This is a genomic window from Exiguobacterium sp. s138, assembly GCF_018618775.1.
GTDB lineage: Bacteria > Bacillota > Bacilli > Exiguobacteriales > Exiguobacteriaceae > Exiguobacterium_A > Exiguobacterium_A artemiae.
This window is the reverse complement of record NZ_JACSMW010000002.1, coordinates 514,459-538,370: the sequence shown is the minus strand read 5'-3', so window position 1 is coordinate 538,370 and position 23,912 is coordinate 514,459. Positions and strand designations below refer to the sequence as shown.

Genomic DNA, 23,912 nt, shown 5'->3' with positions numbered 1-23,912 from the left:
CGTAAAGTGGGGAATCAGGCTCAACGGCGGTTTTGTTTCATTCGCCAACGCATCGAGACTAAAAAAGCGGAAATACCGGACAAGGTGACTAAATAGAAACAGACGGCGAAAGCAAACTCGCCATAATCCTCCAGACTGGCGAACGGATTCCCCATAATAAACGGGTTGGGTAACGCACCAATCAAAAACAGCGGAATGAACAGCAGGAGAAACCGTTTCCAAAAATAATACTTATACGAAGTACCGCTACTGACGTCCATCAGTGTACTCCTTTCCAAATTCAGAATTTAATATCCTATATTTAACATATTATATCATTTATAGTTTGGTCAGATAAAAAGATTTAAAGAAGTCATCAATGAAAAAAAACGGTCAGGAAGTTACCAGCTGGGCTGTCGTCTTCCTGACCGTTTGACCGGCTTATTTCATTTGTAAGACGACTTTTCCTTTGGCCCGACCGGACTCGGAATACTCGAGCGCAGCCTGTGCCTCTTCAAACGGATAGATGCGGTCGATGACCGGTTTGATTTGTCCGGTCTCAATCCATTCTGTAATGTGTTCCAGTTGGCGTCCGCTCGGTCGCATGAATAAAAACGTGTACGTGACCCGGTGTTTCCGTTCAAGCCATGTTTCGCGGAGCGTCAGCAGGCGGAACAGGTTGGTCTTCAGAAAACCGGACCGGTAGGATTTCCCGAACCGGCCGTTAGGCAGTCCGGAAATCGAGACGATGTGTCCGCCCGGACGGACGATTTTAAACGAACGCCGGAGCGTCTCACCGCCGATCGTATCGTAGACACCGTCATAATCATGCAGGACTTCGTCAAACGCTTCCGTCCGGTAATCGATGATTTCATCAGCGCCAAGTGACGCAACCAAATCATGTCCGGCGGGACTCGCCGTCGTTGCGACGTACAAGCCCATTGCTTTCGCTAGTTGGATGGCAAACGTGCCGACGCCGCCCGCACCGGCCTGGATCAGGATCTTTTGTCCCGGCGTCGCCTGCAAGACGTCGTGTAATGCCTGATAGGACGTCAAGCCGACGAGCGGGATGGAGGCTGCTTCCTCAAAGGAGAGCGACGCCGGTTTTAGGGCAAGCATCTGTTCATCGATTGCGATGTATTCCGCAAAGGTACCGATTCGATTTTTCTCGGCCCGTCCGTAGACGGCATCACCGACTTGAAACTGCTTGACGGCATGACCCACTTCAACAATGATGCCGGCGAAGTCATTCCCGAGAATCAGCGGGAACTGATACGGGATCAACAGCTTGACGTCACCGTCCCGAATCTTAAAATCAACCGGATTGATGCTCGCCGCGTGAATTTCGACAAGAACGTCATGCGGGCGGACGTCCGGGCGGGGCTGTTCGGTTTGTTCGAGCGGAACCTGTCCGTATTTTGAAATCGTCATCGCTTTCATGAAAATCCTCTCCATTTCCTGGTTCTGCTGCTTTTAGTCTAACAGTTGATTAAGCATGAGAACACTTTGAGTGATTCATTCAGGCATGATAAGCTGAACAGGAACAGGGAAAATTTGGAGTTTGGGGTGAATGGGATGGATCAGATAGGAGAACGATTGTTGCGGCTGTGGATCCGTGTACCACGGTTCGTGAAACGGATGGTGCCGCTCAGCCTGACATTGTATGTCCTTTTATTCATTGTCACGAACGGGATAACAACGCTTCTTCATTTTAATATTGAGTTGTTCTCGTGGCGCGATCTCATCATCAGTTTAGCCGGAGCGGCGATTCTTGTCCCGGTATTCAATCAGTCAAAAGGGGAGGATAAAACATGAAACAATCGGAGCAGGAAGAACCATTGACGGGCGGGAATGTCTCCGACGTCTCGCGGATCGGGGAGACGGTCAGACGGGAACAGAAACCGGAGAGTCTTCGGGTCCACCGGGTACTGCAACATCTTGAGCAAAAAGGATTTGAAGGAAGCCCACGCTATTTAGGAATCGATCCACAGGGACGTGAAATCTTGTCCTTCATCGAAGGAGAGGCCGGGAATTATCCGCTTCAGCCGTATATGCAGTCAGACCGCGTTTTGGAAGAAACAGCACGGTTGTTACGTTCCTATCACGAGGCAGTTGCGGATTTTCCAATACCAACCGATTGGCAGCCGCTCGACGGAACACCGGAACCGCTTGAACTCATCTGTCATAATGATTTCGCCGTCTATAATGTCATTTTCCAAAACGAGCGTCCGGTCGGGATCATCGATTTCGACGTCGCTGCCCCGGGACCACGGATTTGGGATATCGCTTATACGATGTACACGTTTGTTCCGTTAAGCAGGCATCAAATGACAGAAGACGGTGAGCCGGCTCATTACAATCCGGTCAACGATCAAGAACGGATCCGGCGTCGGGTCCTTCTGTTTTTGTCTGCTTACGGCAAAGCGGAGCTGAAGGATGAGATGTATGAAACCGTGCTGCTACGCGTGGAAGCGTTGATCAAAACGATTCACCGGAGAGCGGCGGAAGGCGATGACGCGTTTCAACGGATGATTGATGACGGACACGTCACGCATTATGAACAGGAAATCGACTTTTTAAAGCGAGAAGGAGCCGACTGGTTCCGATGAATACATCGAAGAACGGAGACTCATCATGTTGCACACGTTAAAGGAGACCGCTAAAACGTTAAAAAAACAGCTGTTCATCTTGTATTTCGCCTATCAGGACAACCGGGTCGCCTGGTATACGAAATTATTTACGGCCGGTGTCGTCGCTTATGCGTTCAGTCCGATTGATTTGATTCCGGACTTCATCCCGGTACTCGGTTACCTCGACGACCTGATTTTAGTCCCGTTAGGTATCCTGTTGGCACTGAAGATGTTGCCGCAGGACGTCATTGAGGACTGTACCGCCAAAGCGGAAGCCTTGGTACGTGCGGACAAACCGAAAAACTGGTTTGTCGGCGGCTGCATCGTGTTGCTTTGGTGCGGGCTTAGTGTCTGGACAGGTCTAAAGGTGTACGACATGCTGCAATGATTAAGCTTCAGAAAGTGTTTCATAGGCGGATTTAATGTGTCGGTAGATAACGTCCGTCGGTAAAGCGGCATCAATCTGAATGATGGGGGAAACGGATTGTTCCATTTGAAGGCGGTGTTCGGCGAGCGTCCCGATCATCGCCGGATCGGTCGCCGTCAAATATGTCCGGCACCAATCGAGAAATTCATTGGAGCCGGTGAAATCGGGATATCGTGCCTGTTCCCGCTGGATTAAACGTTCCATCCGCATGTCTTCATTTAAACGTAAAAAAACAAGCAATTCCCGGTCGGCAAAACCGTCGGGATTCCATGAGAACACGGAGCCGGATACGATGTAGTGCCGATGTTGTTCGATATCCGATCTGTATAACGCATACCGCTCTGCAATCGAACGTTTTTCGGTAAAGGTGCGGTCCTTCCACAGGTAATGATCCGTGTCAATCCAGGGGATACCTTCTTGTTGCCCAATCCACTTGCCAAGCGTACTTTTGCCGGTGCCGGAACCACCGATGATTTGAATCCGCAAGAGGTGACCTCCTTAGCGCATAAGGCGCAGTTGATGTAAACGATTTTACCATAGCAGGCAGGGAGACGACGGAAGAATCGTTCTCCCTTTTTTCGGGTATTTGTCTAACAGAGAAGCAAAACAGCGGACGGTCGTGTTTACCTGTGAAGGGAGCAGTGAGGATGATTCCGTTTTTCATCTTGATGCGCAACATGTACCACGTGTTACGTATTCTGTTTCGGCAAGATGAGCAAAAAGCCGTCATGTTATCGGGCGCTTTTCTCCTTGCGGTCGGGATGTTTTTTTATCACAGCGTCGAACAGCTGAGTTATCTCGATGCGCTGTATTTTTCCGTCATGACGCTGACGACGGTCGGCTATGGCGATATTCATCCCGTCACGCCGATCGGCAAGATTTTTACGATGGGGTATGTTCTGCTCGGAATTGGTATCATCAGTGCCCTGATCGTTAATTTTAACCGGGCGTTAAAAGAATTTCATGCCAAGAAAGATCAGGCGAAGCAGAAGTGACAGAAAAATCCTGTTCCTGACGCAATTAAAAACAAAGAGGAAGACCGGACCTCGTATATCGAGAGCCGGTCTTCCTCTTTGTTTATCGATTCGATTCACCCAGCATCCTTAAGCTCCTGATGCGGATTGACGCGAGCTGCGATATGCTCCGGCAAAAGCAGGGAGACACCAATTAACAGCGGCTCATCCCAGGGCACGAGATCATACAAGGCATAAAAGTTCATGTGTTGATCTCCTATCTGATTTTTTTACAGATTTTTGAAACTAAAACGGTGTATGCTCAGTCTAATGAAGAGAGAAGAAAGGAGGGAAGTCCCGTGTTCCGAAAAAAGCGTGCCGGCAGTTGGACGGATGAAACGTTCCTTGCAGCGTTATATGCCGAAGAACATTACATCTACCGGATGTCATTTCTGTATTTGAAGCAGGAACAGGAAGCACTCGAAAACGTGCAGGAAGTCGCTTTTCGGGCTTGGAAGTATCGCAAATCACTGAAGGAAATCACGTATTTTAAAACGTGGCTGACGCGGATCACGATCAACGCGGCACTCGATCAGCTCAAGAAACACCAAACGCTCGTCTGGACGACCGACGGTATGGAGAACTTGAAAGAACCGCAGACCGCTTCGTTTGAACACGTCGTCGTAAATCAACTGTTTCTGGCTGATCTGCTCGAACGACTCGACGTCAAGGAACGTTCGCTCGTGACGTTACGGTATCAAGCCGACTATTCCCTTCAGGAGATCGCCGACCTGCTCGACATTCCGGTCAGTACCGTCAAAAGTACGTTGTACCGGGCAATTCAAAAATTACAGCGGCAACAACTAAAAGGAGGAGAGTCCGGATGAAACAGCAACTGGAGTCAGCGTTAGAAGAACTTTCCGTACCGGACAGCGTCCATACGCGGATGAAGCAGGGGATCCACCGGAACAGACGGAAGCACCGGGTACCGCAACTGGTGTTGGCAGCGATCCTGCTGATCGGTCTGATGCAGTATGACCGGATCGAGTCGTGGATACATCCGCCGACCGGACAAACGACCGCTTCGATGGTCCCGGGACTTGTTTATCAAGGGATGATGTATACCGAGACCGGAACGACGGTCTCGGAAGCAGCAGCGCAACAGTTGCGTGGACAGAAGCTAGGGACGTCCGAAAACACGTTGACGGAAGAAAATGAAACGGCACGGTTAAACGATTCCTTTGCCTCAAACCTGACAGACTATACGATTTACGAACTGGACGGATATGCGCCGACGGTCCGGTTGCTTGCGATCGGTCGGGAAGAGGGCAAGTCAATGATCCGGATCCTGGACGGGACGACCTACGAAGCGGACTATTTCCAAAAACTCCGGCTCGATCAAGGCATCACGCAAATCAGCTATCAGACTGAACGGACGCGGGAAACGGGGCAGAAAAAGTTGCTTGCTCCTTCCGCAGCCTGGATGGATCTGTTGACCGGTCTCAGTGCGACCGTGCCGCTTTCAGACGCTGAACTGCCGGTTGACGTACAGAACAATCGACAAGTCCGGGTTGTCGACGTGACGATGACCGATGGGGTCACGAACCAGTTCCAGTTGATTGAAGGCGGATATGTGTTGTATGAACCGCTCCATGCTTATTTTGACGTGAAGGGGACGGCTTTTGAGACCGTTTGGAACGACATGCGATGAACCGTTTATTCGAAGGATTTCCGGAATCCGTAAAACGGACGGAATGCCTGACCGCGGTAAAAACTCTCCGAACTGCTCGACGCGAGGACTTCGATTCGCGTCGTCGGATACGCTTCATGCAGGCGGGCAAACAGCTGTTGTGCGAGACCCTGGCCCCGGAATTCGGCATCAATCAGTAATTCGCAAATGTATAACGTCACTTGAGTGTCGGTCATTCCGCGGACATACCCGACGACTTCCCCCGCATGTTCGACGACAAACGCCGCATTGGAATGTTGCCAGGCCAGTTTTGTCCGGTCATGCAGACGGACGAGCTGATTCCAGCCTTCCGCCGCATTTAAGCGCTGAATCGCGGGGAAGTCCTGTTCCTGATAGGGGCAGATCTGATATTCTGATTTCATGTGTTAAAACCTGCTTTCCTGGTTGAGTCGTGTGATGAAAGGTAAAAGCTGCGACCAGTCGTGTAACGTGCCCTCAACGGGAGCGGTCGATTTCAGAAGTGCCGGCATCCCGACGGCTTTAGCCGCGGCGACGTCATGCAACGGATGATCGCCGATGAACAGAACCTGTTCCGGCTCCAGTCCAAAGGCTTGTACGGGACGTAAAAACAACGCAGGCTCCGGCTTGGAAAGACCAACTTCTTCCGAAATCAAAATCGGATCAAAAAAGTGCTGTAAGCCGTGCGCTTCGATGACAGACCGTTGCAGATCGCTCCGCCCGTTCGTAATCAGCCCGAGACGGTAAGAGGACGACAGAGATTCGAGCAAAGAAATCGTTCCCGGGAAGAGGACACTGGTTTTTGCGAACCCGGTCAAGTAATCGTCGAGCAGCACTTCCGGGGAGACATCCAGCTGAAAGTGAGCGATGAGTTGCTGGTAGACGCGGTCTTTCCAAACGAGACCACGTTGATCCCATTCGATGAACAGGGTCTGGTAGACATCAGCCGGACAGTTCGAGATCGGAGCGATCAAGCGGAGATGTTGATCGGCGATAAAACGCACTAAAGACATCTCGCGATCGAGCAACGTGCCATCGAGATCAAATAAGAGGGCTTGAATCGGCATCAGAAAACAACTCCTATACATATTAAATATTTCAACTACCGTAATATTAATTTAAATAAAATCAAGCCAAAAAGGATAATTCAATTGTTTCTATACTACCAGTCCTGTCCACAAAAAGGAGGTCCACCATGCATTTCAATGCTCCATCATACCCGAAACAATGGTTCGACACGAAATCAGCCGGAACACCGGTCGTCATTTTAACTGGAATGGGCTGTTCCTATGAAGAATGGTATGAAGTCATCCAGTCGCTGCGACCCGCCCACAGGATTCTCAGTTTCCACCGCCATTCCTGGAAAGAAGGGGACGGTATTCACCGGACAGGTCACGCCATCCAACAGTTGCAAACTCTGTTAAGCGGATCAAACGTTGATGAACCAATTCTGCTGATCGGTCATTCCTACGGGGGATTGATTGCTCAGGAATTTACGAAACTGTTCCCGGAACGTATCAAAGGCCTGATACTGGTTGATTCCACATCCGTCGATTTACATGAACTTGATGCGCTCGATACGCCGGTTCTCGATGCGGTATCATCGGATGCCGCCTGGCAAGCGTTATGCCGGGACTACGCTATCAAAACAAAAGAACAACTCAAACAGTTGTTGCAACCGGTCCTGACCGGGGCTCAAAAGCGATTACCCCAAGCAGTCCAGGATGCTCTGGTCGACTTTCAGACCGAACCAGACCTGTATGCGATGATGGATTCTAAAGTGGAACACTGGAAAACGGATGCGGCGCGGATCCGCACCGGCCCGTTTCCGGACGTTCCCTTGATTGTGATTGGGCGGGATCCGGAGCTTTCCATCCAGGACGGCATCAACGACGGCTTACCGGAAGACGAGCTGCGGCAGGTCGAGGAGACATGGCACCGGTTAGTCTTACGGCAGGCAACATTAACGAAACAAGCTGATTTCATCACGGCAACAGGCGCAGGTCACGCGATTCATCTTGACCGTCCTGATCTTGTCATCTCAGCTGTAACCAAGCTCGACGTCACATGACTCATACCAACGTTTTCGACCGTTGCTTTTCTTGATACATCATCTGATCGGCTTTTCGTAACAAGTCCAGGACGTCTGTCGTCGCTGTTTGGTAAGCAAAACCAAGCGAAACCGACAACTCATGACGATCGAAATCGCATCGTAGGGCGGCGATTAAATCGAGCACAGTTTGTTCTGTCCCATTTTGACTGACGATGACAAATTCATCCCCGCCGAGACGAAAGGCGTCTGGGCTGAATCGGCTTAAACAAAGAGCCGTCTGTTCGAGCAGAGCGTCTCCCGCCACATGTCCGAACCGGTCGTTCACTTGCTTTAAGTCATTGAGGTCAAGGGTTATTAAACCCAGAGGAAGCAATGGACCGTCTTGCAACTCCGAAACCAGCCCGTCAAACGCATGCCGGTTGTACAGTCCCGTCAAGGAATCACGTTCGCACAGTTGCTCGAGTTCCTTCTGACGTGCTCTCGCGGCATCCATATTCCGGATGACGCCCTGGACGGCAACGATTTCGCCGTTTTCATAAATCGGTGTCGTGTATTCCTCAAACCAGATGTAGATTCCGTCGTTCGTCCGCCAGCGTTGCGGAAACGGCTCGTCATAGTTGCAGTTGCCGGAGATTTTCGACATCAGAATCTCGACATCATCCGGATGAATCCGGTCGAAACAATCCGACGGGTCGGCATAACTCGCCTCGACCGTCCCGGCACCGATATGTTCATCGAGGGCAGGGCTGATATAACGGAACCGATAGACCGGTCTCACTTCAAAAATGTACATGATATCTTTCGAATGTTTTCCGAATGTCGCGATCGTCGGCTGGACCGAAGACGACCGCTTCATTTTTTGGAACATGAAGCGTCCAAGCAGCGTACATACAACCCCAATCATGATTCCGACCCACAGCACACGGGTTCACCTGCCTTATGTAGTTATTCCTTAATCTGAAGATGGAATGATTTGTAAAAACAGACACAGTAAAGTATAGCAAAGAAACCGTTCTTGATATACAAAAAATCCCATTTTCATTTCCGAAAGTCTCGAACATCCTAAACACGGCACCCGCTTTGGCAGGTGCCGTGTTGTCGTAGCCATGAAAGGGGAGATGGAAAATCGTCAATTTTTGAGCTTTTTACTAGCCCACATGAGATTCAAAAAGGTGAACAGCAAACACGAAAAGATACTTCGATATGACACAACAGACGATCTGACCAGTTGATGCTCCGCGACGTTTAGGATCGACGAGGGGAACCCATCAGAAAAAACAGGATCAAGGTTCTTGAGGACCAGAAGCAGAAAGCTGATTCCGATGGCAGAGATCGCAATCAGGACCTGATGTCTTACATACATACTGATGACGATGACCAGACTGATCAAATAAAGAATCCACAAACTGTAGAGAACGGAAAAAGAAATCAATTTTGTCATCGGGAACGCGCCGAACAAATACACGGTACAGCCGTAGGAGGTCAGAATCCCGAATCCAAGACTGAACATGCTGATGAACCAATGGGCAATCAGTTTGGCGGAAACATAACAGTGTATCGAAACCTGGCGCGTCAGAATAAAATCCTGCATCCCGTTTTGACGGTCCGTTGCAATCAGTCCCATGAAGCTGATCAGTAAGATAATCAGTCCGATTTGATTAAATTGACCGGAAATGGTCGATAAAAATACTTCGTTTGCTGTCGGAGCCGGTTTGTCCGGGTCGAGGATGACTCCGATCGAACCGCCCATCTGTTGCAGAATGAGGTCCATATACAGATTAATCAACGGTTGGGTCAAACCGAGTAGAACAAAAAAAATCGTCAACCAGACGTATTTATATTCCTTTGCCGCTTCTGTCAGTTCTACCCTTACAAGTGCTGTGAACTGACTCATACATCCGCCGCCAGTTCGAGAAACGTGTCTTCCAGTCCCACTTCATGGAAACCGACGGATATCACGTCCAACTGTTTTAAAGAGCAGGCGGTTAAGACGTGTTTCAAATTGAACGCATGTGTTCCGGTGATGAGAAAGGCAACAGGGGATAGTTTTTCTACGGTGACGGATGGAAAGCAATTCAGGACCTGATCGACTGATACGGCATTCCTGAACTGAAGGCGCACCTGTTGAAGATCAATCGTTTGATCCTCCCGGTAAAGGTGTTTGATGATCCGGCCGTTTTTCATGATAATATAACGGTCACAAATCTCCCGGATGTCATGCAGTATGTGCGTCGACAACAAAATCGTCATCCGTTGCTTCAGACGCCCGATCAAGTTCCGGATTTCATTTCGCCCGATTGGATCGAGGGAGGCGACAGGTTCGTCTAAAATTAAAAATTGCGGCTCATGCAGAATGGCTTGCGCAATTCCGAGCCGTTGTTTCATTCCGCCTGATAACTGTTCGACCGGAACATCTTGTTTGTCCTGAAGGCCGACTTCTTCTAATTTTTCTGAAATACGCTTCTCCAGCCACTCTTTTTTTATGCCGGATAATTTACCGAAAAAGAGCAAAGACTCCCGGCACGTCATCCATGGTTTAAAATCCGTGTATTGCGATAAGTAACCGATCTGTTTTTTGTACCGTTCAATCGGCTGATCCTGAAATGAAATCTCGCCTGATTCATATGAGAGAATCCCCATCAGACATTTGATCAGCGTTGTTTTACCTGCTCCATTGGGGCCAAGTAAGCCGATGCATTCGTTTTCCTGAATCGAAAAATCAATTCCGTCGAGAATTTTTCGTTTATTCAGCGTTTTATGGAGGTTATGAATGGTAATCATGACTGATGCTCCTCCTTCCGACGATCAAGTATAAGATCGGGCCAATCAGTTGCATACTTAAAATGACGAATAACCAGACATACGGCAAAGCAATCTGTTTTTTTCGGTTCGACCAGTCAAAAAGGGTGATTCCGATCAGCAATACATGTAAGGAGAAAATCGGGATGAGGAGGGGAAGCCATTGCAACCAGTCAATCTCAAGTAAAGGCGTTATCTCTGTATTCATACAGTCACTCCTTTCTATTATCATTATCAATAATGATAATTAATAAGTCAACCTGTTTTTACTTTTGATTAAATCAGTGAAACCTTTAAAAATTGCACTGTACATATGGTATGTTCATGTAGCGGAACGTGTTTTGTTTGAAATACGGCACATTTAATGTGCCAGGAAAGGGAGCAATGAAATGAATTTAGATTTGTTTAAGAATCAGGTCCGATTCAAAATCGCACTGGAATTAATTGATCGTGATGAAGGAATGTCCATCATGCAGCTGAACAAACGGCTCGATGATGTTCCCCAAGCTACGCTGTACCGTCATGTGAATGCGATGCTTCAAGATTCTTTGTTGAAAGTAATCGGCGCGCAGCGTGCAGGAAAAGTCGAGGAAAAAATTTATGCCTTGAACACTTCCGGATATAAGATTAAAGAGGAAGACTGGGTTTCTGCGACTTACGACGAAAAAGTCAATTTCGTCTCGCTTTATTTTATGTATATCTTGCAAAATTATAAGAACTATCAGGAGACGCTTTCTTTAACCGACAGACCGGATCAGGCGACATTCTCTCTTGTAAAACTCAATTTACCCGATGAAACATTCCGGACGTTTGAATCCGAGCTCGCTGCCTTACTGGAAAAGTATCACGGCTTATCCGCACATCACGAAGAGGAGGAGACAAAAAGAACCGTGTCCTTAGTCATCATCCCATGACAGAAAATCAAAAGATGCTGACTTAAAAAAAGAACCACTCATTTTTTCACGTCCTTTCCTCAGGCGAGACACAACCCAGTTTTTCTGCCTTAATCAGGCAGGAAAGCGGGTCTTGCTTGTCTCTGACAGCGCAAAAATGCGCTTTTCCTGTAGGAGTTGCGTGAAAAGAGTGGTTCTTTTTTTAAACGCGATAAAAGTGGCAGAATTGAAATCTGCCACCCTTAACTTTGTAGAGATTGGTTTTGGAGTCAGCCTCTTTAAATCGTTCCTAGCATGAGATACGTTCGAAATCCGCGATTGGCGTAATACGAGTCGGCTCCATTATGGTACACGAAAACATGATCATACCGCCGGTCACAGAATAACGCGCCGCCTTGCGTCCGAATCGCTTCCGGTGTCTCAATCCAGCTCGACGTCTTTACATCGAACGGTTGAATCGTTTGCAGGTGACGGTAAAGGTCTTCTGTCAATAAGGCGACACCGTGTGCAACAGCTTCCGCGACGACACTGCCGGCAGGCTTATTTTTCTTCCGCTTTTCCAGTGCAGCCTCGTCATAACATAAGCTGCGGCGGCCCGATGGACTTTCCGCTGCACAATCAACGAAAACCCATTGACCATTTGGCATTGCTACGATATCCGGTTCACCGCCGGTCTGTTCCATCCAGTCAAGGGAACGGAGCATTTCCGGGGATAACCGAGACACGATATCATCCCACTTCACAGCAGGATGCCGGTCGGGATGATCCGTGAACCGATGGTGGAGGATGTCAATCAACGTCGCTTGATCCATGTCTTTTCCGCCTTTCGATGATAGTTTAATCCCTTTATAAGATGTATGGAATGTACATCATTTTTCCAAATAACGGTAGAGGGTGCTTTTGCTGATGCCCGTTTGCTCCCGGATTTCGGACAGACTGTACTGTTTACTTTGATACATGTCGATTGCTCTTTTGACGTTTTCATCCGGCTTTCGCGGGCGTCCCGTCTGTTTGCCGAGCTCCTTTGCTTTAGATAGTCCTTCGCGGGTCGCCATGCTGACGACGTCACTTTGAAGGGTCACGAGATGCTGGACGATGTCACGGAACGACTGGTTCAGGGTATGCCGGGTATCAATGTCTTCCCGGATGGACAAGAGGAAGGCTTGCTTCGTATCCAAAGCGTTCAACACTTCGATCAGATGACGCGTCGAATCCGCCAACACATACAAATGAGAGACGAGTATGATGTCACCCGGTCTGATATCTTCTAACAATTGATCAAGCACGTAACGTCGTTTCGATGAACTGTGCTCCTCGATCCTTACTTGATCGGTTTCATAGGTCTTTACTGTCTCGGCTTGCTTCTCACACGTCGGATCTTCAAAATAGGGGCGCATGTAACAAATAATCATAGTGTTCTCCTCGCTCGAATCAAAATACCTGCTGCGATGAAAAGAATACGCGGATCTGTTCTAGATGAAACTCGTATTCAAGATTCATCCAGCGGTGTTTATCTGTCACTTCCTAGTATAAGGGAAACCTGGACGAGAAGAAAGGTGGGGTACTATACAGGAAGCGGTGGAAAAATAAACGACAAGAACACTTTCTGCATGACCTGATTTTTAATACAATAAAAACGTCCTCGTCAGACGAGAACGTCGGCAATCCATTAAACGGAGACAACAGAAATCCGTTCCTTGTCGTGGCGGTGATGCTCGACTTCATCCGCTAACGCAACGGCATAATCAGCGTAACTGATGTAACTTTCACCCGCGGCATTGACGGTCAGGACATCTTTCGCCAATTGATACTTTCCGGTCCTCGGTCCTTCCGGATCAAAGAAGGCGGCCGGACTGATGAACGTCCAGTGTAAATCAACGGTCTGTCGCAAATCTTCCAGGTTTTTCGCCTGATTCTTTGCTGTCGGCAGGTAAGTAGACGGGAAATCCGGTGTATCCGCAAGACGGAGTGTCTGTTCCTCGTCGACATACAGGCTGCCCGCACCGCCGACGATGATCAAGCGGGTCGGCGTACCGCGTAACTGATCAATCAAGTGCCGACCGAGATCGACATGTTGGTGTTCATTTCCCGGTGACGCTCCGAACGCATTGATGACGACATCAAAATCTGTCAATTCCTCCGTCGTCAATGCGAACGCATTCCGTTCGAGCACCGTATCGTGTTGGGTCCGCGCCGCATCCCGGACGATTGCCGTCAACGCATGACCCCGTTCAGCCAATTCCTCTAAAATGACCCGTCCTGCTTTTCCACTGGCTCCAATGATGGCAACCTTCATCCAAAACGCCTCCTTGGGATTATATGTAGCTTTACATGTAATTATTTTAGTTACAGAATTTATCATTGTCAAGCCAATTGACATTAAACGGGATGCTCATTAAAATAAATGCATTGGTGGTGAAACAAATGATTAACAGTCGACTTGCGGTTTCTGTCCATATCCTGGCCTTGATCGCGACACATCCGGACCAAGCCTTGTCTTCTGACTATATCGCCGGAAGTGTCAATACCAATCCGGTCGTCATCCGTCGCTTAATCGGATCATTACGCCAAGCCGGATTGCTTTCGACGGTTGCCGGAAAAAGCGGGGCGACTTTGACAAAAAATCCGCAGGACATTACATTACTAATGATTTACCGGGCCGTCGAACCGAAAGAGACCTTATTTTCCATGCACGAGCAGCCGAATCTGGCCTGTCCGGTCGGCCGCGACATCCAGTCCACACTCAACCAGTCATTTACCCGGGCTCAACAGGCTCTTGAAGCAGAGCTCGGAACCGAAACGCTTGCGGATATCCTCCATCGTCTTGTCCGGACAAGATGATGGTCGTCTGCCGTTTAATGAAAACGCCTTCACTTTTGAAAGGGGAAATGTCAAGATGCGACTGATCAGTTATTCAGCCGTCAGTGCAATCGGATCCTTTTTGCTGTTCACTACCTATGCCTTCCTGACAAATATCGAAAATGAATTCTTGTATCAGTTCGGGACGTTTGCGACGACCTTGTTTACATTCGCTGTCGGCTTGCCAGTACTCTTTCTGACAAGGCGGTATCCATTTCCTTTACGCTGTTTGATTTATGTGACGGCCGGTGTCTTTACGATTTTATTGTTCGTCGGCTTTTATGATTATTTTGGTCAGGAAACATTTGTCGAGTCACGGCAAAACTTAAGCGGGATCGTCCGATTTGCGACACTGGCCTGCCTGTTTTACATCGTGCCGTATGAATGGCTGTACCAAAAAAAATCGTCGCCACATCATCCTTCGATGACCTCTTGAACGGGACCTTCTGAAAAGAAGGTCTTTTTTGCAGGAATTCCCAATAAAAAGGAGAAAAAGGTAGACAGCTACTTAAAGAGGAGGAGAATGTTCATGCAAGATACATTCATTTGTCGACAACTCGGGAAGTCCTTTATTGGGGACGGCATCGAGACACATGCGTTATCTAATATCAACCTGACACTGGATGCCGGCGACTTCATTTCCATCATCGGTCCGTCCGGCTCCGGCAAATCGACGTTGCTCAGTTTGATTGGGACACTCGATCGTCCGACGAGCGGTACGTTATCCTACGGGGATCAGGCGATTCATCAACTCAAGAGCAAGGAACTGTCCGATTTCCGTTTTGAGAACGTCGGCTTCATCTTTCAACAGTTCCATCTGATTCCGACCCTGACGGCACTCGAAAATGTCATGGCACCGTTGTTCGGACGGAAAGTGACGTATGACAAAAAAGAACGGGCCTTGTCCTTGCTTGAAAAAGTCGGACTCGCCGACAAAGCCGGTTCGCTGCCGTCACAACTGTCCGGTGGTCAACAGCAACGGGTCGCCGTCGCCCGGGCGCTCGTCCATAAACCGAAGTGGTTGCTCGCAGATGAACCGACCGGGAATCTCGATACCGAAACCGGTGAAATCATCTTTAACCTGTTGCGCAGTTTAAACGAGGAGAAGGGGTGCGGTGTCCTGTTCGTCACCCATGATCCGGCACTTGCTGAACGGGCCAACCGGAAAATCGAGATGCGTGACGGTCTCGTCATCGAAGACCAACGGCTTGTCCGCACCTGACACCTTCTTTTTGAATTCACCGCATCGACCGCGTACACTGAATGTGTAGAGGAGGCGAGGTCATGCGCTTAGGAATCCTGGATCAAGTCCCGCTTCACGAGGGGGATACGATCGAACAGACGATGGAAGCAACAAAACGACTGGTCGTCGAGGCGGAACGGCTTGGTTACGACCGCTATTGGTTTGCCGAACATCATAATACAAACGGACTGCTCAGTGCCGCACCGGAACTGTTCCTTGCCCGGATGGGAGACGTCACCTCCCGGATCAGACTCGGGTCCGGAGGTATTCTGTTACCCCAGTATCATCCGCTCAAAATCGCCGAGACTTTTTCAACGCTCGCCGCGTTTTATCCGGGCCGGATCGAACTCGGCATCGGCAATTCACCGGGCGGCAGTGAACGGACCCGGCGGGCATTGACGGATGGCGCAGGCAACGCGGCAGCAGACTTTCCGCGGTTACTCGATGAAGTGGACGGGTTTTTGACCGACCGGTTGTCATCGCGTCACCCATACCGAATCGTCAAGACGACACCCCGGATCAAGGAACAGGTGCCGTTATCCGTGCTCGGTTTGTCACCGCGAAGTGCCTCACTGGCCGCTGAGCGCGGACATGGACTCGTATTCGGTCACTTCATCAATCCCGACAAATGGGAAGAAACGTTACAGACATATCGCGACGAATTTGTCCCAGTCGATGGACGGACACCAAACGTTATCGTCTGTGTCTTCGTCATCTGTGCCGAGACGACGTCAGAAGCGGAAGCCTTGGCCCGGACACAGGACGCCTGGATTCAAGGCATCCGGCTCGGTCACTCGATTGTACCGTCGTTTGCGACAACGGAAAACAAACAGTGGAACGAAGAGCAGCAACGGCGTATTCAAAACGACCGCCGGCGAACGATCGTCGGGACACCGGACGAAGTCGCCGAGGCATTGCAGGCGTTATCCGACCGTTACCAAACCGATCAGTTTCTATTGATCAACAACGCGTTTGATCAGCAAAAGCGGCTCCGGTCCTATCAGTTGATTGCGGAACGATTACTCCGTTAAAAAACACCGCCTGAAAGCAGGCGGTGTTCGTTTTCTCTTATTGTTGGGCTGTCGGGCGGATCAGGATCTCATTGACCGCCACATCGTCCGGTTCGTTGACGGCGTAGGCAATCGCCCGGGCAATCGCGTTAGCGTCCATCGCTTTTAAGTTGCCGATGCCTTGTTTGATTTCTTCATCCGTGATGTGATCTTTCAGCTCGGTATCGACCGCTCCCGGTGAAATGATCGTCGCCCGGATGTTATTGTCGACCGATTCTTCTTTTCGTAAGCCTTCCGTAATCGCACGGACGGCAAACTTCGTCCCGCTGTAGACCGCACTCGACGGCATGACATCGTGTCCGGCAACGGATGAGATGTTGATGATATGACCGCGTTTTTGCTCACGCATGTATGGCAGGACGGCACCAATGCCGTACAGCACACCTTTAATATTGACGTCGACCATCGTGTTCCACTCGTCCTGCTTGTTTTTGTTCAGTTTCGACAGCGGCATCAGGCCGGCGTTATTGACGAGGACATCGACCGAACCGAACGTATCCTGGGCGAGTTTTGCGAGTTGCTCGACTTGCGCCGAATCCGTGACATCCGTTACTTGATAAACGGCTTTGCCGCTAAGCTGTTCAATTTCCTGTTGCAAGGTTTTCAGACGATCTTCCCGGCGTGCCGCGAGAACCAGTTGTGCACCTTGTTTGGCCAGTAACTTAGCCGTGGCTTCCCCGATACCACTTGATGCTCCTGTAATGATGACGACTTTATTTTCGATCATGCAAAAAACCTCCTGTATATTTTTTAACTCAACCCTAGAAGTATTAGCCTTTTTTCAACACAAGCAAACCTCGGACCGACAGTTCGAAGGAAGAAAGGATACCGATTATGAAAAAACGATTTTGGCTTGTTCTTCTAATAGTCGGATTGATGTTATATCTCGAACCGTTTCGCGGAACCCCTCCGGAACCGGACGTTTCCGTCAACGGGACGGACATCGCTGTAACGAGCGGTTCGTCCTGCTGGAATAGCTTGTTGAACAGCAAGTGTATTGACCTGAGTGACTCGACTCCACTCGACATGACAGCGGAACAAACACCAACCGTCGTCAAACCCGGTCAGAAGATTGAGGTCGCCTTTAACGACGGTCCAGCACCGGAACGAATCAAGGCCGAGCAATGGCAGAAAAATGACACGAAAAAAACGATCCGGCTGAAGAATGAACAGATTACCGCCCCCGATCAAAAAGGGGTCTATACCTACCATGTCTATGCCTGGTGGAAAAAAGGGGACGGCAACGTCGCTTTCCCTGTCCAGGTAAAATGATATTGACAACGCAAGAATCATATGGTAAATCTCGTTTTTTCATAAAATACGAAAGTTCCTTCCTTGATTTTTCGATGGGAGGGACTTTTTTTGCGGAATATAGTAAATAAAACACTGGTTTTCAGCGACTTCGTCTTTAAGTTATCAGAATAATGGAACTTTAATTAAAAGTGTATTTTAATGTTTTAAGGTCTAGTGAACGGGAATAAACACACCATACACATAATATTTCAGCTAGCGAAAGTCTTATGTGAAAGAATCTTACAACGTTATCTAAAGGAGAGATGAAGATGAATGGGTTCAATCGTTTCTTACTCGTTCTCATCGGCCTGCTTGGGTTAGTCAGCGTCGGTTTACTGGTCCTCGGCGTTTATGACGTTCCGCGCATCAGTCCGTTGCTCGAACAATGGCAGGATCAACAATGGTACAGCTACACGGTGCTCTCGATTGGTGGATTTTTAGCTTTCGTATTCGTCATTCTCTTATTTACCGGATTACTCAGTCGCTCGAAAGGTCAACGATTGTTGATCCGGACAGGAGACGGCAACATCACGATTTCGAAAGAAACCATCGAACGGACGGCACTTGAGTCGATTCGTGGGATTAATGGCGTCCGGACACCAAGTGTCCATGCGGATATCCATTCGAAGAAAGAAACAGTCGCTCTGACCGTTGACTGTTCGGTTTTCGGACAGGAAGGGTTGCCGACGATCGGGAAAGATATTCAAGAACGGGCGAAACACGCGGTCGAGTCGTTACTGGAATTACCGGTAACGAGCACGAAAGTCAAAATCAGTGATACAAAAACAAAAACGTCGGAACGAGTCGTTTAAAGGGAGGAATTGAACATGAGTACGAAAGAACAGTTGTATCCGTACCGGTTCCGGTTAATCGGCGGTTTTGTTGGACTCGTGATCGCGGTTCTGTTCCTGACAATCGGTTTCGGACCCACGATGTTACTGCTCGTCTTCACCGCGATCGGCTTTTTGATCGGGAAATGGCGGGACGGGGCACTCGATATTGAAGGATGGATTCAGTTCTTTAACCGGGACTGATTCATATATAAAATAACCTACACTTTATTCAAAAGGAGAGATTTCAAATGGCAAACGAATCATTAAACACAACTGGACAAAATGAAGAGGTACGTACGAATAAATTAACATTCGAAGATCAGGTCATCAAAAAGATCGCCGGGATTGCTTCAAATGAAGTACAAGGCATTTTATCAATGAGCGGTGGATTCATGAGCGGTTTGACGGATCGCCTCCGCAGCACGGAAGACATCACAAAAGGTGTCGGCGCAGAAGTCGGTGAGCGCCAGGTTGCGCTTGATCTTCGCGTCATCGTCGAATACGGCAAAAACATCCCGTCGATTTTCCAGGAAACGGTCGCTAAAATCAAAAAAGCAATCGGTGATATGACAGGACTTGAAGTCGTCGAAGTCAACATGCATGTCGAAGACGTCATGACACGGGCCGAATTCGATGCGAAAAGCAAAAACAATGAAGCCGTAGAAGAAAAAACAAGCCGCGAATTAAAATAATCGAATCGACCGGGAATTCTCGTTGTGAGAGTTCCTGGTTTTTTCGTGTTTTCCAAAAAAACGTTTACCAAATTACCATCAATCCGCGTGACTGTAAGGATTGAAAACGGGAAAAGACAAAGGAAGACTTCAATCCAATCGGAAAGGATGAGATGATCATGCGTTTAGACGGAAAAGTCATCATCGTTACCGGAGCTGCTTCCGGAATGGGTAAGGCGATGGCAGAGATATTTGCAGCGGAGGGGGCCCATGTCGTTGTTTCGGATATTCACGGTGAAGCAGCACGACAAGTCGCGCAGTCGATTACTGAAAACGGAGGAACGGCACTCGCAGTGGAAACGAATGTGGCAGAAGAAACCGCCGTTCAGCAATTGATCGATCAAACCATTACGACGTACGGGAAGCTGGATGTCCTTGTCAATAATGCCGGCATCATGGACGGAATGGAAGGCGTAGGGGATATCTCGGACGAGCGCTGGGAACGTGTTTTCTCCGTTAACACGACCGCCGTCATGCGTGCGATGCGGCTTGCCGTTCCGTTGTTCCAGAAACAGGGTCACGGTGTCATTCTCAATAACATTTCAATCGGCGGGTTGAACGGTGCGCGGGCCGGAGCCGCCTATACAGCGTCGAAACACGCCGTCGTCGGCTTGACGAAAAACACCGCCTATCTGTACGCTAAGGAAGGAATCCGTTGCAACGGAATTGCTCCCGGTGCAGTCGAGACGAACATCGGTCAGTCGATGACGAACATCAATGAATTCGGGATGGGCCGGACGATGCTCGGGATGGGACTGAATCCCCGGTCAGCGAAGCCGGAAGAAATTGCCCGGTTGGCGTTGTTCCTTGTTTCCGAAGAGAGCAGTTTCGTCAACGGGGCAATTGTCATCGCGGACGGCGGCTGGAGTGCTTATTAAAGAGATTTCTTAAGGTTCCCTGATCAAAGGGGGCCTTTTTTGATTGAATAATAATTTAGAGCAGTCATTAATTGATGGAACGCTATTCAATATGGAAGGAATTAGTCGATAAAAGGAATAATAAGATAGTGTAATCCAAATGAGGAGTCTTCAGCAGACGGGAAAGGGTGGATCAATCGATGCAAGAACAGACGACACGCGTGACGGATACCCAAGTCATCCGGGCAATTGAACAGAACCTGGCGATTATCCGATTTGATGACCGACGTAAGGTCGCTTACGTCAATGAGTTGTTTGCCCGGACGATGGGGTATGAGGCCGATGAGTTAATCGGGCGGTACCACCGGGACCTTTGTTTCCCCGGATTCGCGGACAGTCCGGCTTATGAACTGTTTTGGCGCAAGCTGATGCAAGGCATCACGTATCAAGACAAAATCGAGCGGCGGTCGGCGGACGGACAACAAAAGTGGCTCGAAGCGACGTATATGCCGATTTTCTCGGAGGACGGACGGCGTGTCGTCGGCGTGTCAAAAATTGCAACCGACATCACCGTTCGACAACAGGATGTCTTGCGGATGGCAGACGAATTGAATGCCACCTCAGCTTTTTTGACGGTGAAATCAGAAAGCGGACGCCAGGATGGACTCCATGTATTGGCAACCGTTCAGCAGGTCGAAGCGGAATCGACAGCAAACCTCGCGAATCTCGTCCAACTCCAGGCGCAGACCGATTCAATCACCGATATCGTCACGACAATCCGTGACATCGCCGCCCAAACCAACCTGTTGGCACTCAATGCAGCGATCGAAGCGGCGCGCGCCGGCGAACACGGACGCGGGTTCAACGTCGTCGCGACAGAAGTCCGCAATCTGTCCAATAAAGTCTCGCTATCAATCGGTGAAATCAAGGAGAATATCGAAGGGATCGTTCAACGGATTGAGGAAGTCTCAACGAGAATTGAACACATCTCGTTAAAAGTTAAAACAAGCAGCGGACAGCTCGAACAGACGGTCCGCGAATTTGATCTCTTGGCGGATTCTGCCAAGCAATTGGAGCAACAGGCAAAAGAATTTGTGCGGGTGTTATGACGCCTGCATGGTTTTAATGACTCATTCCTGCCTTCTTTCGTGTGATTCTGACAAGAGTCATCCGGAAGAAGGTCTTTTTACGTCAAAAATACATTATACTAAGCAGATGTTTGATGAAATCGAAAGTAGCCTGGCTACTCAAAAAAAGGAGGGCTGGTCATGTCAGTCTCGACGACTGTTACAGCACGCCAGTACGGACTACTGGCATATCCGCTGATTCTGTCGAGTATTTTGACGCCGCTGCTTGGCGTCACCGATACGATTACGATCGGACAGACCGGGGATGCGGTCGCCATCGGGTCGATAGCGATCGGCGCTGTGTTCTTTAACACGATTTATTGGCTGTTCGGATTTTTAAAAGTCAGTACGACCGGCTTCAGTGCCCAAGCGAGTGTCCATCAGGATGAAACGGCGTTGCACTTTGCTTTATACCGCCCGGTTTTGCTCGGATTCCTGATCGGACTCGTATTGATCCTTTTACGTGTTCCGTTGACGGCAGGGGGACTTTACTTACTGGCAGCGCCTGAATCCTTGTTGCCGGATGTCACGACGTACATTGATTACCGGATTTACGGGGCACCGTTCGTCCTGGTCGGATACGCGGTTCTCGGCTGGCTGATCGGGCAGGGGCAGGTGAAACGTGCTCTGTTGATTCAAATATTCAGCAACCTCATCAATATCGTCCTCGATGTCGTCTTTGTCCTCGGCCTCGGATACGGTGTTACCGGTGTCGCGATTGCGACACTCGTCGCTGAAATCAGTATCGTCGCTTCCGGATTCCTGATCATGTTCCGGCAACTCGCCTGGAAAGCCGTCTATCGCGATCTCTTATTTCATGTCCAGGCGTACCGGCAGTTTTTTACCGTCAATGCCGATTTATTCGTCCGGACTATTTTTCTGTTGCTCGTGACCGGCTGGTTTACCCGGACCGGTGCGCAATTCGGACCGGATGTGCTGGCGGCCAACGCCATCTTGTTGCAAATCCAGTATGTGATCGCCTACTGGTTCGGAGGACTCGGCAGTGCTTCGACGATTCTCGTCGGACGGGCGCGGGGGCGGCGTGATGAAGCCGGTTACCGGAAAAGTCTTTCATTGACACGGCAATTCGGGATCGCTTCCATCGTGTTGATGATCGGACTGTTAGCTGTTTTCCAGGATGCCTTCCTGCGGCTGTTTTCAACCGATCCGCTCCTGCTCGACGTCTCCGCCCTGTATTATGGGTGGATTCTCGTCTTTCCGTTGACCGGTGGATTTGCGATGCTGTACGAAGGGGTCTTTTCGGGACTGGCCCGGGCAAAACCGGTCCGGAACTCGATGATTCAGGCTTTTCTTGTGTTCGGACTATTACTGCTGTCGATTTACTGGATCGGCAATCACGGGGTCTGGCTCGCATTCATCGGTTTCGGTCTGGCACGATCGCTGTCACTCCATCTGGCGGAGCGCCGGCTGAACCTGACATTTGAACGACCGGACAAAAAAACGGATCTTCCTGTTTAACGATCAACAGTGAAGATCCGTTCTTTTATCGTATTACTTTTAATTTGTTTTCGTGCATCAACCGAATCCCGGATATGTATGATGTAACGGCGTCCCTTTTGATAACCCGAGCGGGGCGGCTTGATCCGGAGTTCCTTGCCGTCAATGACTTCAAGCTCCGTCTGCATCCGTTCGCCGGTCGAATCCGTGATCGTAACCGTCCGGTCCGAGACTTGTTCCGGACGCAGTCCTTTCGAGAATTCGATATCAAACGTATGATACTTCGAAATCGTCCGCGCACGAGACTTGAAGTGGGGGCCGTCCGTCTGCTCGTCGAGCGTACAGTAACACCCGGTGAAAAGTAAGCAAACAGTGAGGATAATGGAAAATAACGGTTTCACAATCAAGCTCCTTTCAGCATATTTTTCATTATAAGACAAATAATGGGAGGGTTCAATCATTCTCGGGACGGATTCTGAAATAACCCTTCAAGACAAGCCGTGGGTGATGGTATACTCAAGCGAGAGAAAGGCAGTGGTAAAACATGCAACAGACAGATCAACGCGAAATCATCGTTTCCATCCGGACGAGTTACGATTTCAAAGCCGATGAAGGACGTGCCGTCCGTGTCGTCGAATTTCACGGACGCCGGACAACCGTCATCGATACGTTTAAAAAATCAACGCCGAAACGGATGATTCTCCTCGAGATGATCCGCGCCGTGCAGTCCTTTAAAGAGCCGTTCCATATCATCTTTAATGTGGAATGCAACTTCGGTTTCAAGTACCTCAACGATGAACGGAAGTGGGAAAACCGCGATCTTGGAGATACGTTCAACGAATTGATTCAAGCAGGCGGACATACGATTGAGCTCCGCGACTGTTCGTTTTATGAAGGCGGCAAAGACTTGCAGAAGTGGCTGCTGAATATCCTGAAAAAAGCGAATTGACCTTTTACAGACAGATGACGTTCACGGGACGGTCATCTGTTTTTTTGTTG

General features: G+C 49.3%; 35 protein-coding genes. 20 read left to right on the top strand and 15 right to left on the bottom strand.

Features of this window, described 5'->3' with window-relative positions:
• Positions 1-20 precede the first annotated feature (20 nt).
• Both KNP91_RS06660 and KNP91_RS06655 read right to left on the bottom strand, forming a co-directional pair.
• Positions 21-260, bottom strand: coding sequence for a hypothetical protein (locus KNP91_RS06660; RefSeq protein ID WP_214764781.1), 240 nt, complete (start codon positions 258-260; stop codon positions 21-23).
• 160 nt (positions 261-420) lie between these two features.
• Positions 421-1,419, bottom strand: a complete 999-nt coding sequence (locus tag KNP91_RS06655) for an NADP-dependent oxidoreductase (protein WP_214764780.1) — start codon at positions 1,417-1,419, stop codon at positions 421-423.
• Between the two features lie 135 nt (positions 1,420-1,554).
• On the opposite strand from KNP91_RS06655, the gene KNP91_RS06650 reads away from it, so the two are divergent.
• From KNP91_RS06650 to KNP91_RS06640, 3 genes are read left to right on the top strand one after another with little or no spacing between them, the layout of a single operon-like run.
• Positions 1,555-1,794 (top strand): hypothetical protein, encoded by a 240-nt coding sequence (locus KNP91_RS06650; RefSeq protein WP_234944599.1) that lies wholly within the window; start codon positions 1,555-1,557, stop codon positions 1,792-1,794.
• Entirely contained in the window at positions 1,791-2,588 is a 798-nt protein-coding gene (locus KNP91_RS06645) for a phosphotransferase (RefSeq protein WP_214764779.1), read from the top strand. Before KNP91_RS06650 ends, KNP91_RS06645 begins: the two co-directional genes overlap by 4 nt.
• 25 nt (positions 2,589-2,613) lie before the next feature.
• Entirely contained in the window at positions 2,614-2,997 is a 384-nt protein-coding gene (locus KNP91_RS06640) for a YkvA family protein (protein WP_214764778.1), read from the top strand.
• Here the strand turns inward: KNP91_RS06640 and KNP91_RS06635 are convergent, their stop codons facing one another.
• On the bottom strand, positions 2,998-3,522 hold the full coding sequence (locus KNP91_RS06635) for a shikimate kinase (RefSeq protein WP_214764777.1): 525 nt from the start codon (positions 3,520-3,522) through the stop codon (positions 2,998-3,000).
• Between the two features lie 161 nt (positions 3,523-3,683).
• On the opposite strand from KNP91_RS06635, the gene KNP91_RS06630 reads away from it, so the two are divergent.
• The gene (locus KNP91_RS06630; protein ID WP_012370417.1) at positions 3,684-4,031 is read left to right on the top strand and encodes a potassium channel family protein; all 348 of its coding nucleotides are present in this window, start codon (positions 3,684-3,686) and stop codon (positions 4,029-4,031) included.
• 95 nt (positions 4,032-4,126) lie between these two features.
• Here KNP91_RS06630 and KNP91_RS15795 read toward each other — a convergent pair whose 3' ends face one another.
• The gene (locus tag KNP91_RS15795; RefSeq protein WP_012370418.1) at positions 4,127-4,255 is read right to left on the bottom strand and encodes a hypothetical protein; all 129 of its coding nucleotides are present in this window, start codon (positions 4,253-4,255) and stop codon (positions 4,127-4,129) included.
• A gap of 93 nt (positions 4,256-4,348) precedes the next feature.
• On the opposite strand from KNP91_RS15795, the gene KNP91_RS06625 reads away from it, so the two are divergent.
• Positions 4,349-4,876, top strand: coding sequence for an RNA polymerase sigma factor (locus KNP91_RS06625; protein WP_214849269.1), 528 nt, complete (start codon positions 4,349-4,351; stop codon positions 4,874-4,876).
• Positions 4,873-5,700 carry a hypothetical protein gene (locus KNP91_RS06620; RefSeq protein ID WP_214849267.1) on the top strand — a complete coding sequence of 276 codons (828 nt, stop codon included), beginning with the start codon at positions 4,873-4,875 and terminating at the stop codon, positions 5,698-5,700. Before KNP91_RS06625 ends, KNP91_RS06620 begins: the two co-directional genes overlap by 4 nt.
• Positions 5,701-5,705: 5 nt before the next feature.
• Here KNP91_RS06620 and KNP91_RS06615 read toward each other — a convergent pair whose 3' ends face one another.
• Together KNP91_RS06615 and KNP91_RS06610 are read right to left on the bottom strand one after the other, a co-directional pair.
• The gene (locus tag KNP91_RS06615; RefSeq protein ID WP_214849264.1) at positions 5,706-6,101 is read right to left on the bottom strand and encodes a GNAT family N-acetyltransferase; all 396 of its coding nucleotides are present in this window, start codon (positions 6,099-6,101) and stop codon (positions 5,706-5,708) included.
• A 3-nt stretch (positions 6,102-6,104) separates the two neighbouring features.
• Entirely contained in the window at positions 6,105-6,764 is a 660-nt protein-coding gene (locus tag KNP91_RS06610) for an HAD family hydrolase (protein ID WP_214849261.1), read from the bottom strand.
• Between the two features lie 128 nt (positions 6,765-6,892).
• Here KNP91_RS06610 and KNP91_RS06605 point away from each other — a divergent pair, with 128 nt between their 5' ends.
• Complete coding sequence (locus KNP91_RS06605) at positions 6,893-7,768, top strand: alpha/beta fold hydrolase (protein ID WP_214849258.1); 876 nt, start codon at positions 6,893-6,895, stop codon at positions 7,766-7,768.
• A 1-nt stretch (position 7,769) separates the two neighbouring features.
• Here the strand turns inward: KNP91_RS06605 and KNP91_RS06600 are convergent, their stop codons facing one another.
• From KNP91_RS06600 to KNP91_RS06585, 4 genes are all read right to left on the bottom strand, one after another.
• Positions 7,770-8,672 (bottom strand): sensor domain-containing diguanylate cyclase, encoded by a 903-nt coding sequence (locus KNP91_RS06600; RefSeq protein ID WP_214764771.1) that lies wholly within the window; start codon positions 8,670-8,672, stop codon positions 7,770-7,772.
• A gap of 207 nt (positions 8,673-8,879) precedes the next feature.
• Positions 8,880-9,644, bottom strand: a complete 765-nt coding sequence (locus tag KNP91_RS06595; RefSeq protein ID WP_214764770.1) for an ABC transporter permease — start codon at positions 9,642-9,644, stop codon at positions 8,880-8,882.
• Positions 9,641-10,531, bottom strand: a complete 891-nt coding sequence (locus KNP91_RS06590; RefSeq protein ID WP_214849256.1) for an ABC transporter ATP-binding protein — start codon at positions 10,529-10,531, stop codon at positions 9,641-9,643. The genes KNP91_RS06595 and KNP91_RS06590 overlap by 4 nt, the downstream gene beginning before the upstream one ends.
• Entirely contained in the window at positions 10,515-10,757 is a 243-nt protein-coding gene (locus tag KNP91_RS06585; RefSeq protein WP_214849253.1) for a PLDc N-terminal domain-containing protein, read from the bottom strand. The genes KNP91_RS06590 and KNP91_RS06585 overlap by 17 nt, the downstream gene beginning before the upstream one ends.
• Before the next feature lie 181 nt (positions 10,758-10,938).
• Here KNP91_RS06585 and KNP91_RS06580 point away from each other — a divergent pair, with 181 nt between their 5' ends.
• Positions 10,939-11,463: a helix-turn-helix domain-containing protein gene (locus KNP91_RS06580; RefSeq protein WP_114595764.1), complete on the top strand. Its 525-nt coding sequence runs from the start codon at positions 10,939-10,941 to the stop codon at positions 11,461-11,463.
• 257 nt (positions 11,464-11,720) lie between these two features.
• Here the strand turns inward: KNP91_RS06580 and KNP91_RS06575 are convergent, their stop codons facing one another.
• The 3 genes from KNP91_RS06575 to KNP91_RS06565 all read right to left on the bottom strand — a co-directional run bounded on the left by KNP91_RS06575 (position 11,721) and on the right by KNP91_RS06565 (position 13,738).
• A complete protein-coding gene (locus KNP91_RS06575) occupies positions 11,721-12,254 on the bottom strand; it encodes a DUF4256 domain-containing protein (RefSeq protein ID WP_214849252.1) in 534 nt (177 codons plus the stop codon).
• 57 nt (positions 12,255-12,311) lie between these two features.
• Entirely contained in the window at positions 12,312-12,854 is a 543-nt protein-coding gene (locus KNP91_RS06570) for a recombinase family protein (protein WP_214849250.1), read from the bottom strand.
• Between the two features lie 257 nt (positions 12,855-13,111).
• Positions 13,112-13,738 carry an NAD(P)-dependent oxidoreductase gene (locus KNP91_RS06565; RefSeq protein WP_214849247.1) on the bottom strand — a complete coding sequence of 209 codons (627 nt, stop codon included), beginning with the start codon at positions 13,736-13,738 and terminating at the stop codon, positions 13,112-13,114.
• Between the two features lie 128 nt (positions 13,739-13,866).
• On the opposite strand from KNP91_RS06565, the gene KNP91_RS06560 reads away from it, so the two are divergent.
• The 4 genes from KNP91_RS06560 to KNP91_RS06545 all read left to right on the top strand — a co-directional run bounded on the left by KNP91_RS06560 (position 13,867) and on the right by KNP91_RS06545 (position 16,575).
• Complete coding sequence (locus KNP91_RS06560; protein WP_214849244.1) at positions 13,867-14,283, top strand: Rrf2 family transcriptional regulator; 417 nt, start codon at positions 13,867-13,869, stop codon at positions 14,281-14,283.
• Positions 14,284-14,338: 55 nt separating this feature from the next.
• Positions 14,339-14,737: a hypothetical protein gene (locus KNP91_RS06555; RefSeq protein ID WP_214764764.1), complete on the top strand. Its 399-nt coding sequence runs from the start codon at positions 14,339-14,341 to the stop codon at positions 14,735-14,737.
• 93 nt (positions 14,738-14,830) lie between these two features.
• Positions 14,831-15,523, top strand: coding sequence for an ABC transporter ATP-binding protein (locus KNP91_RS06550; protein ID WP_251135917.1), 693 nt, complete (start codon positions 14,831-14,833; stop codon positions 15,521-15,523).
• A 62-nt stretch (positions 15,524-15,585) separates the two neighbouring features.
• Entirely contained in the window at positions 15,586-16,575 is a 990-nt protein-coding gene (locus KNP91_RS06545; protein ID WP_214849241.1) for an LLM class flavin-dependent oxidoreductase, read from the top strand.
• A 37-nt stretch (positions 16,576-16,612) separates the two neighbouring features.
• Here the strand turns inward: KNP91_RS06545 and KNP91_RS06540 are convergent, their stop codons facing one another.
• Complete coding sequence (locus KNP91_RS06540; protein WP_214849239.1) at positions 16,613-17,341, bottom strand: SDR family oxidoreductase; 729 nt, start codon at positions 17,339-17,341, stop codon at positions 16,613-16,615.
• Between the two features lie 107 nt (positions 17,342-17,448).
• On the opposite strand from KNP91_RS06540, the gene KNP91_RS06535 reads away from it, so the two are divergent.
• The 7 genes from KNP91_RS06535 (at position 17,449) to KNP91_RS06505 (ending at position 22,934) form a co-directional block, all read left to right on the top strand.
• Positions 17,449-17,886 carry a hypothetical protein gene (locus KNP91_RS06535; protein WP_214849238.1) on the top strand — a complete coding sequence of 146 codons (438 nt, stop codon included), beginning with the start codon at positions 17,449-17,451 and terminating at the stop codon, positions 17,884-17,886.
• 290 nt (positions 17,887-18,176) lie between these two features.
• The gene (amaP, locus tag KNP91_RS06530; RefSeq protein WP_214764760.1) at positions 18,177-18,719 is read left to right on the top strand and encodes an alkaline shock response membrane anchor protein AmaP; all 543 of its coding nucleotides are present in this window, start codon (positions 18,177-18,179) and stop codon (positions 18,717-18,719) included.
• A gap of 15 nt (positions 18,720-18,734) precedes the next feature.
• Entirely contained in the window at positions 18,735-18,941 is a 207-nt protein-coding gene (locus tag KNP91_RS06525; RefSeq protein WP_214764759.1) for a DUF2273 domain-containing protein, read from the top strand.
• 47 nt (positions 18,942-18,988) lie between these two features.
• Positions 18,989-19,432 (top strand): Asp23/Gls24 family envelope stress response protein, encoded by a 444-nt coding sequence (locus KNP91_RS06520; protein WP_214764758.1) that lies wholly within the window; start codon positions 18,989-18,991, stop codon positions 19,430-19,432.
• Between the two features lie 158 nt (positions 19,433-19,590).
• Positions 19,591-20,349: an SDR family oxidoreductase gene (locus KNP91_RS06515; RefSeq protein WP_012370441.1), complete on the top strand. Its 759-nt coding sequence runs from the start codon at positions 19,591-19,593 to the stop codon at positions 20,347-20,349.
• 179 nt (positions 20,350-20,528) lie between these two features.
• A complete protein-coding gene (locus KNP91_RS06510) occupies positions 20,529-21,437 on the top strand; it encodes a methyl-accepting chemotaxis protein (RefSeq protein WP_214849237.1) in 909 nt (302 codons plus the stop codon).
• A gap of 159 nt (positions 21,438-21,596) precedes the next feature.
• Positions 21,597-22,934 carry an MATE family efflux transporter gene (locus KNP91_RS06505; protein WP_214849236.1) on the top strand — a complete coding sequence of 446 codons (1,338 nt, stop codon included), beginning with the start codon at positions 21,597-21,599 and terminating at the stop codon, positions 22,932-22,934.
• On the opposite strand, the gene KNP91_RS06500 is transcribed toward KNP91_RS06505, so the two are convergent.
• Positions 22,931-23,314, bottom strand: coding sequence for a hypothetical protein (locus KNP91_RS06500; RefSeq protein WP_012370444.1), 384 nt, complete (start codon positions 23,312-23,314; stop codon positions 22,931-22,933). The genes KNP91_RS06505 and KNP91_RS06500 overlap by 4 nt on opposite strands.
• A 143-nt stretch (positions 23,315-23,457) precedes the next feature.
• Here KNP91_RS06500 and KNP91_RS06495 point away from each other — a divergent pair, with 143 nt between their 5' ends.
• On the top strand, positions 23,458-23,862 hold the full coding sequence (locus KNP91_RS06495; RefSeq protein WP_012370445.1) for a hypothetical protein: 405 nt from the start codon (positions 23,458-23,460) through the stop codon (positions 23,860-23,862).
• Positions 23,863-23,912 lie beyond the last annotated feature (50 nt).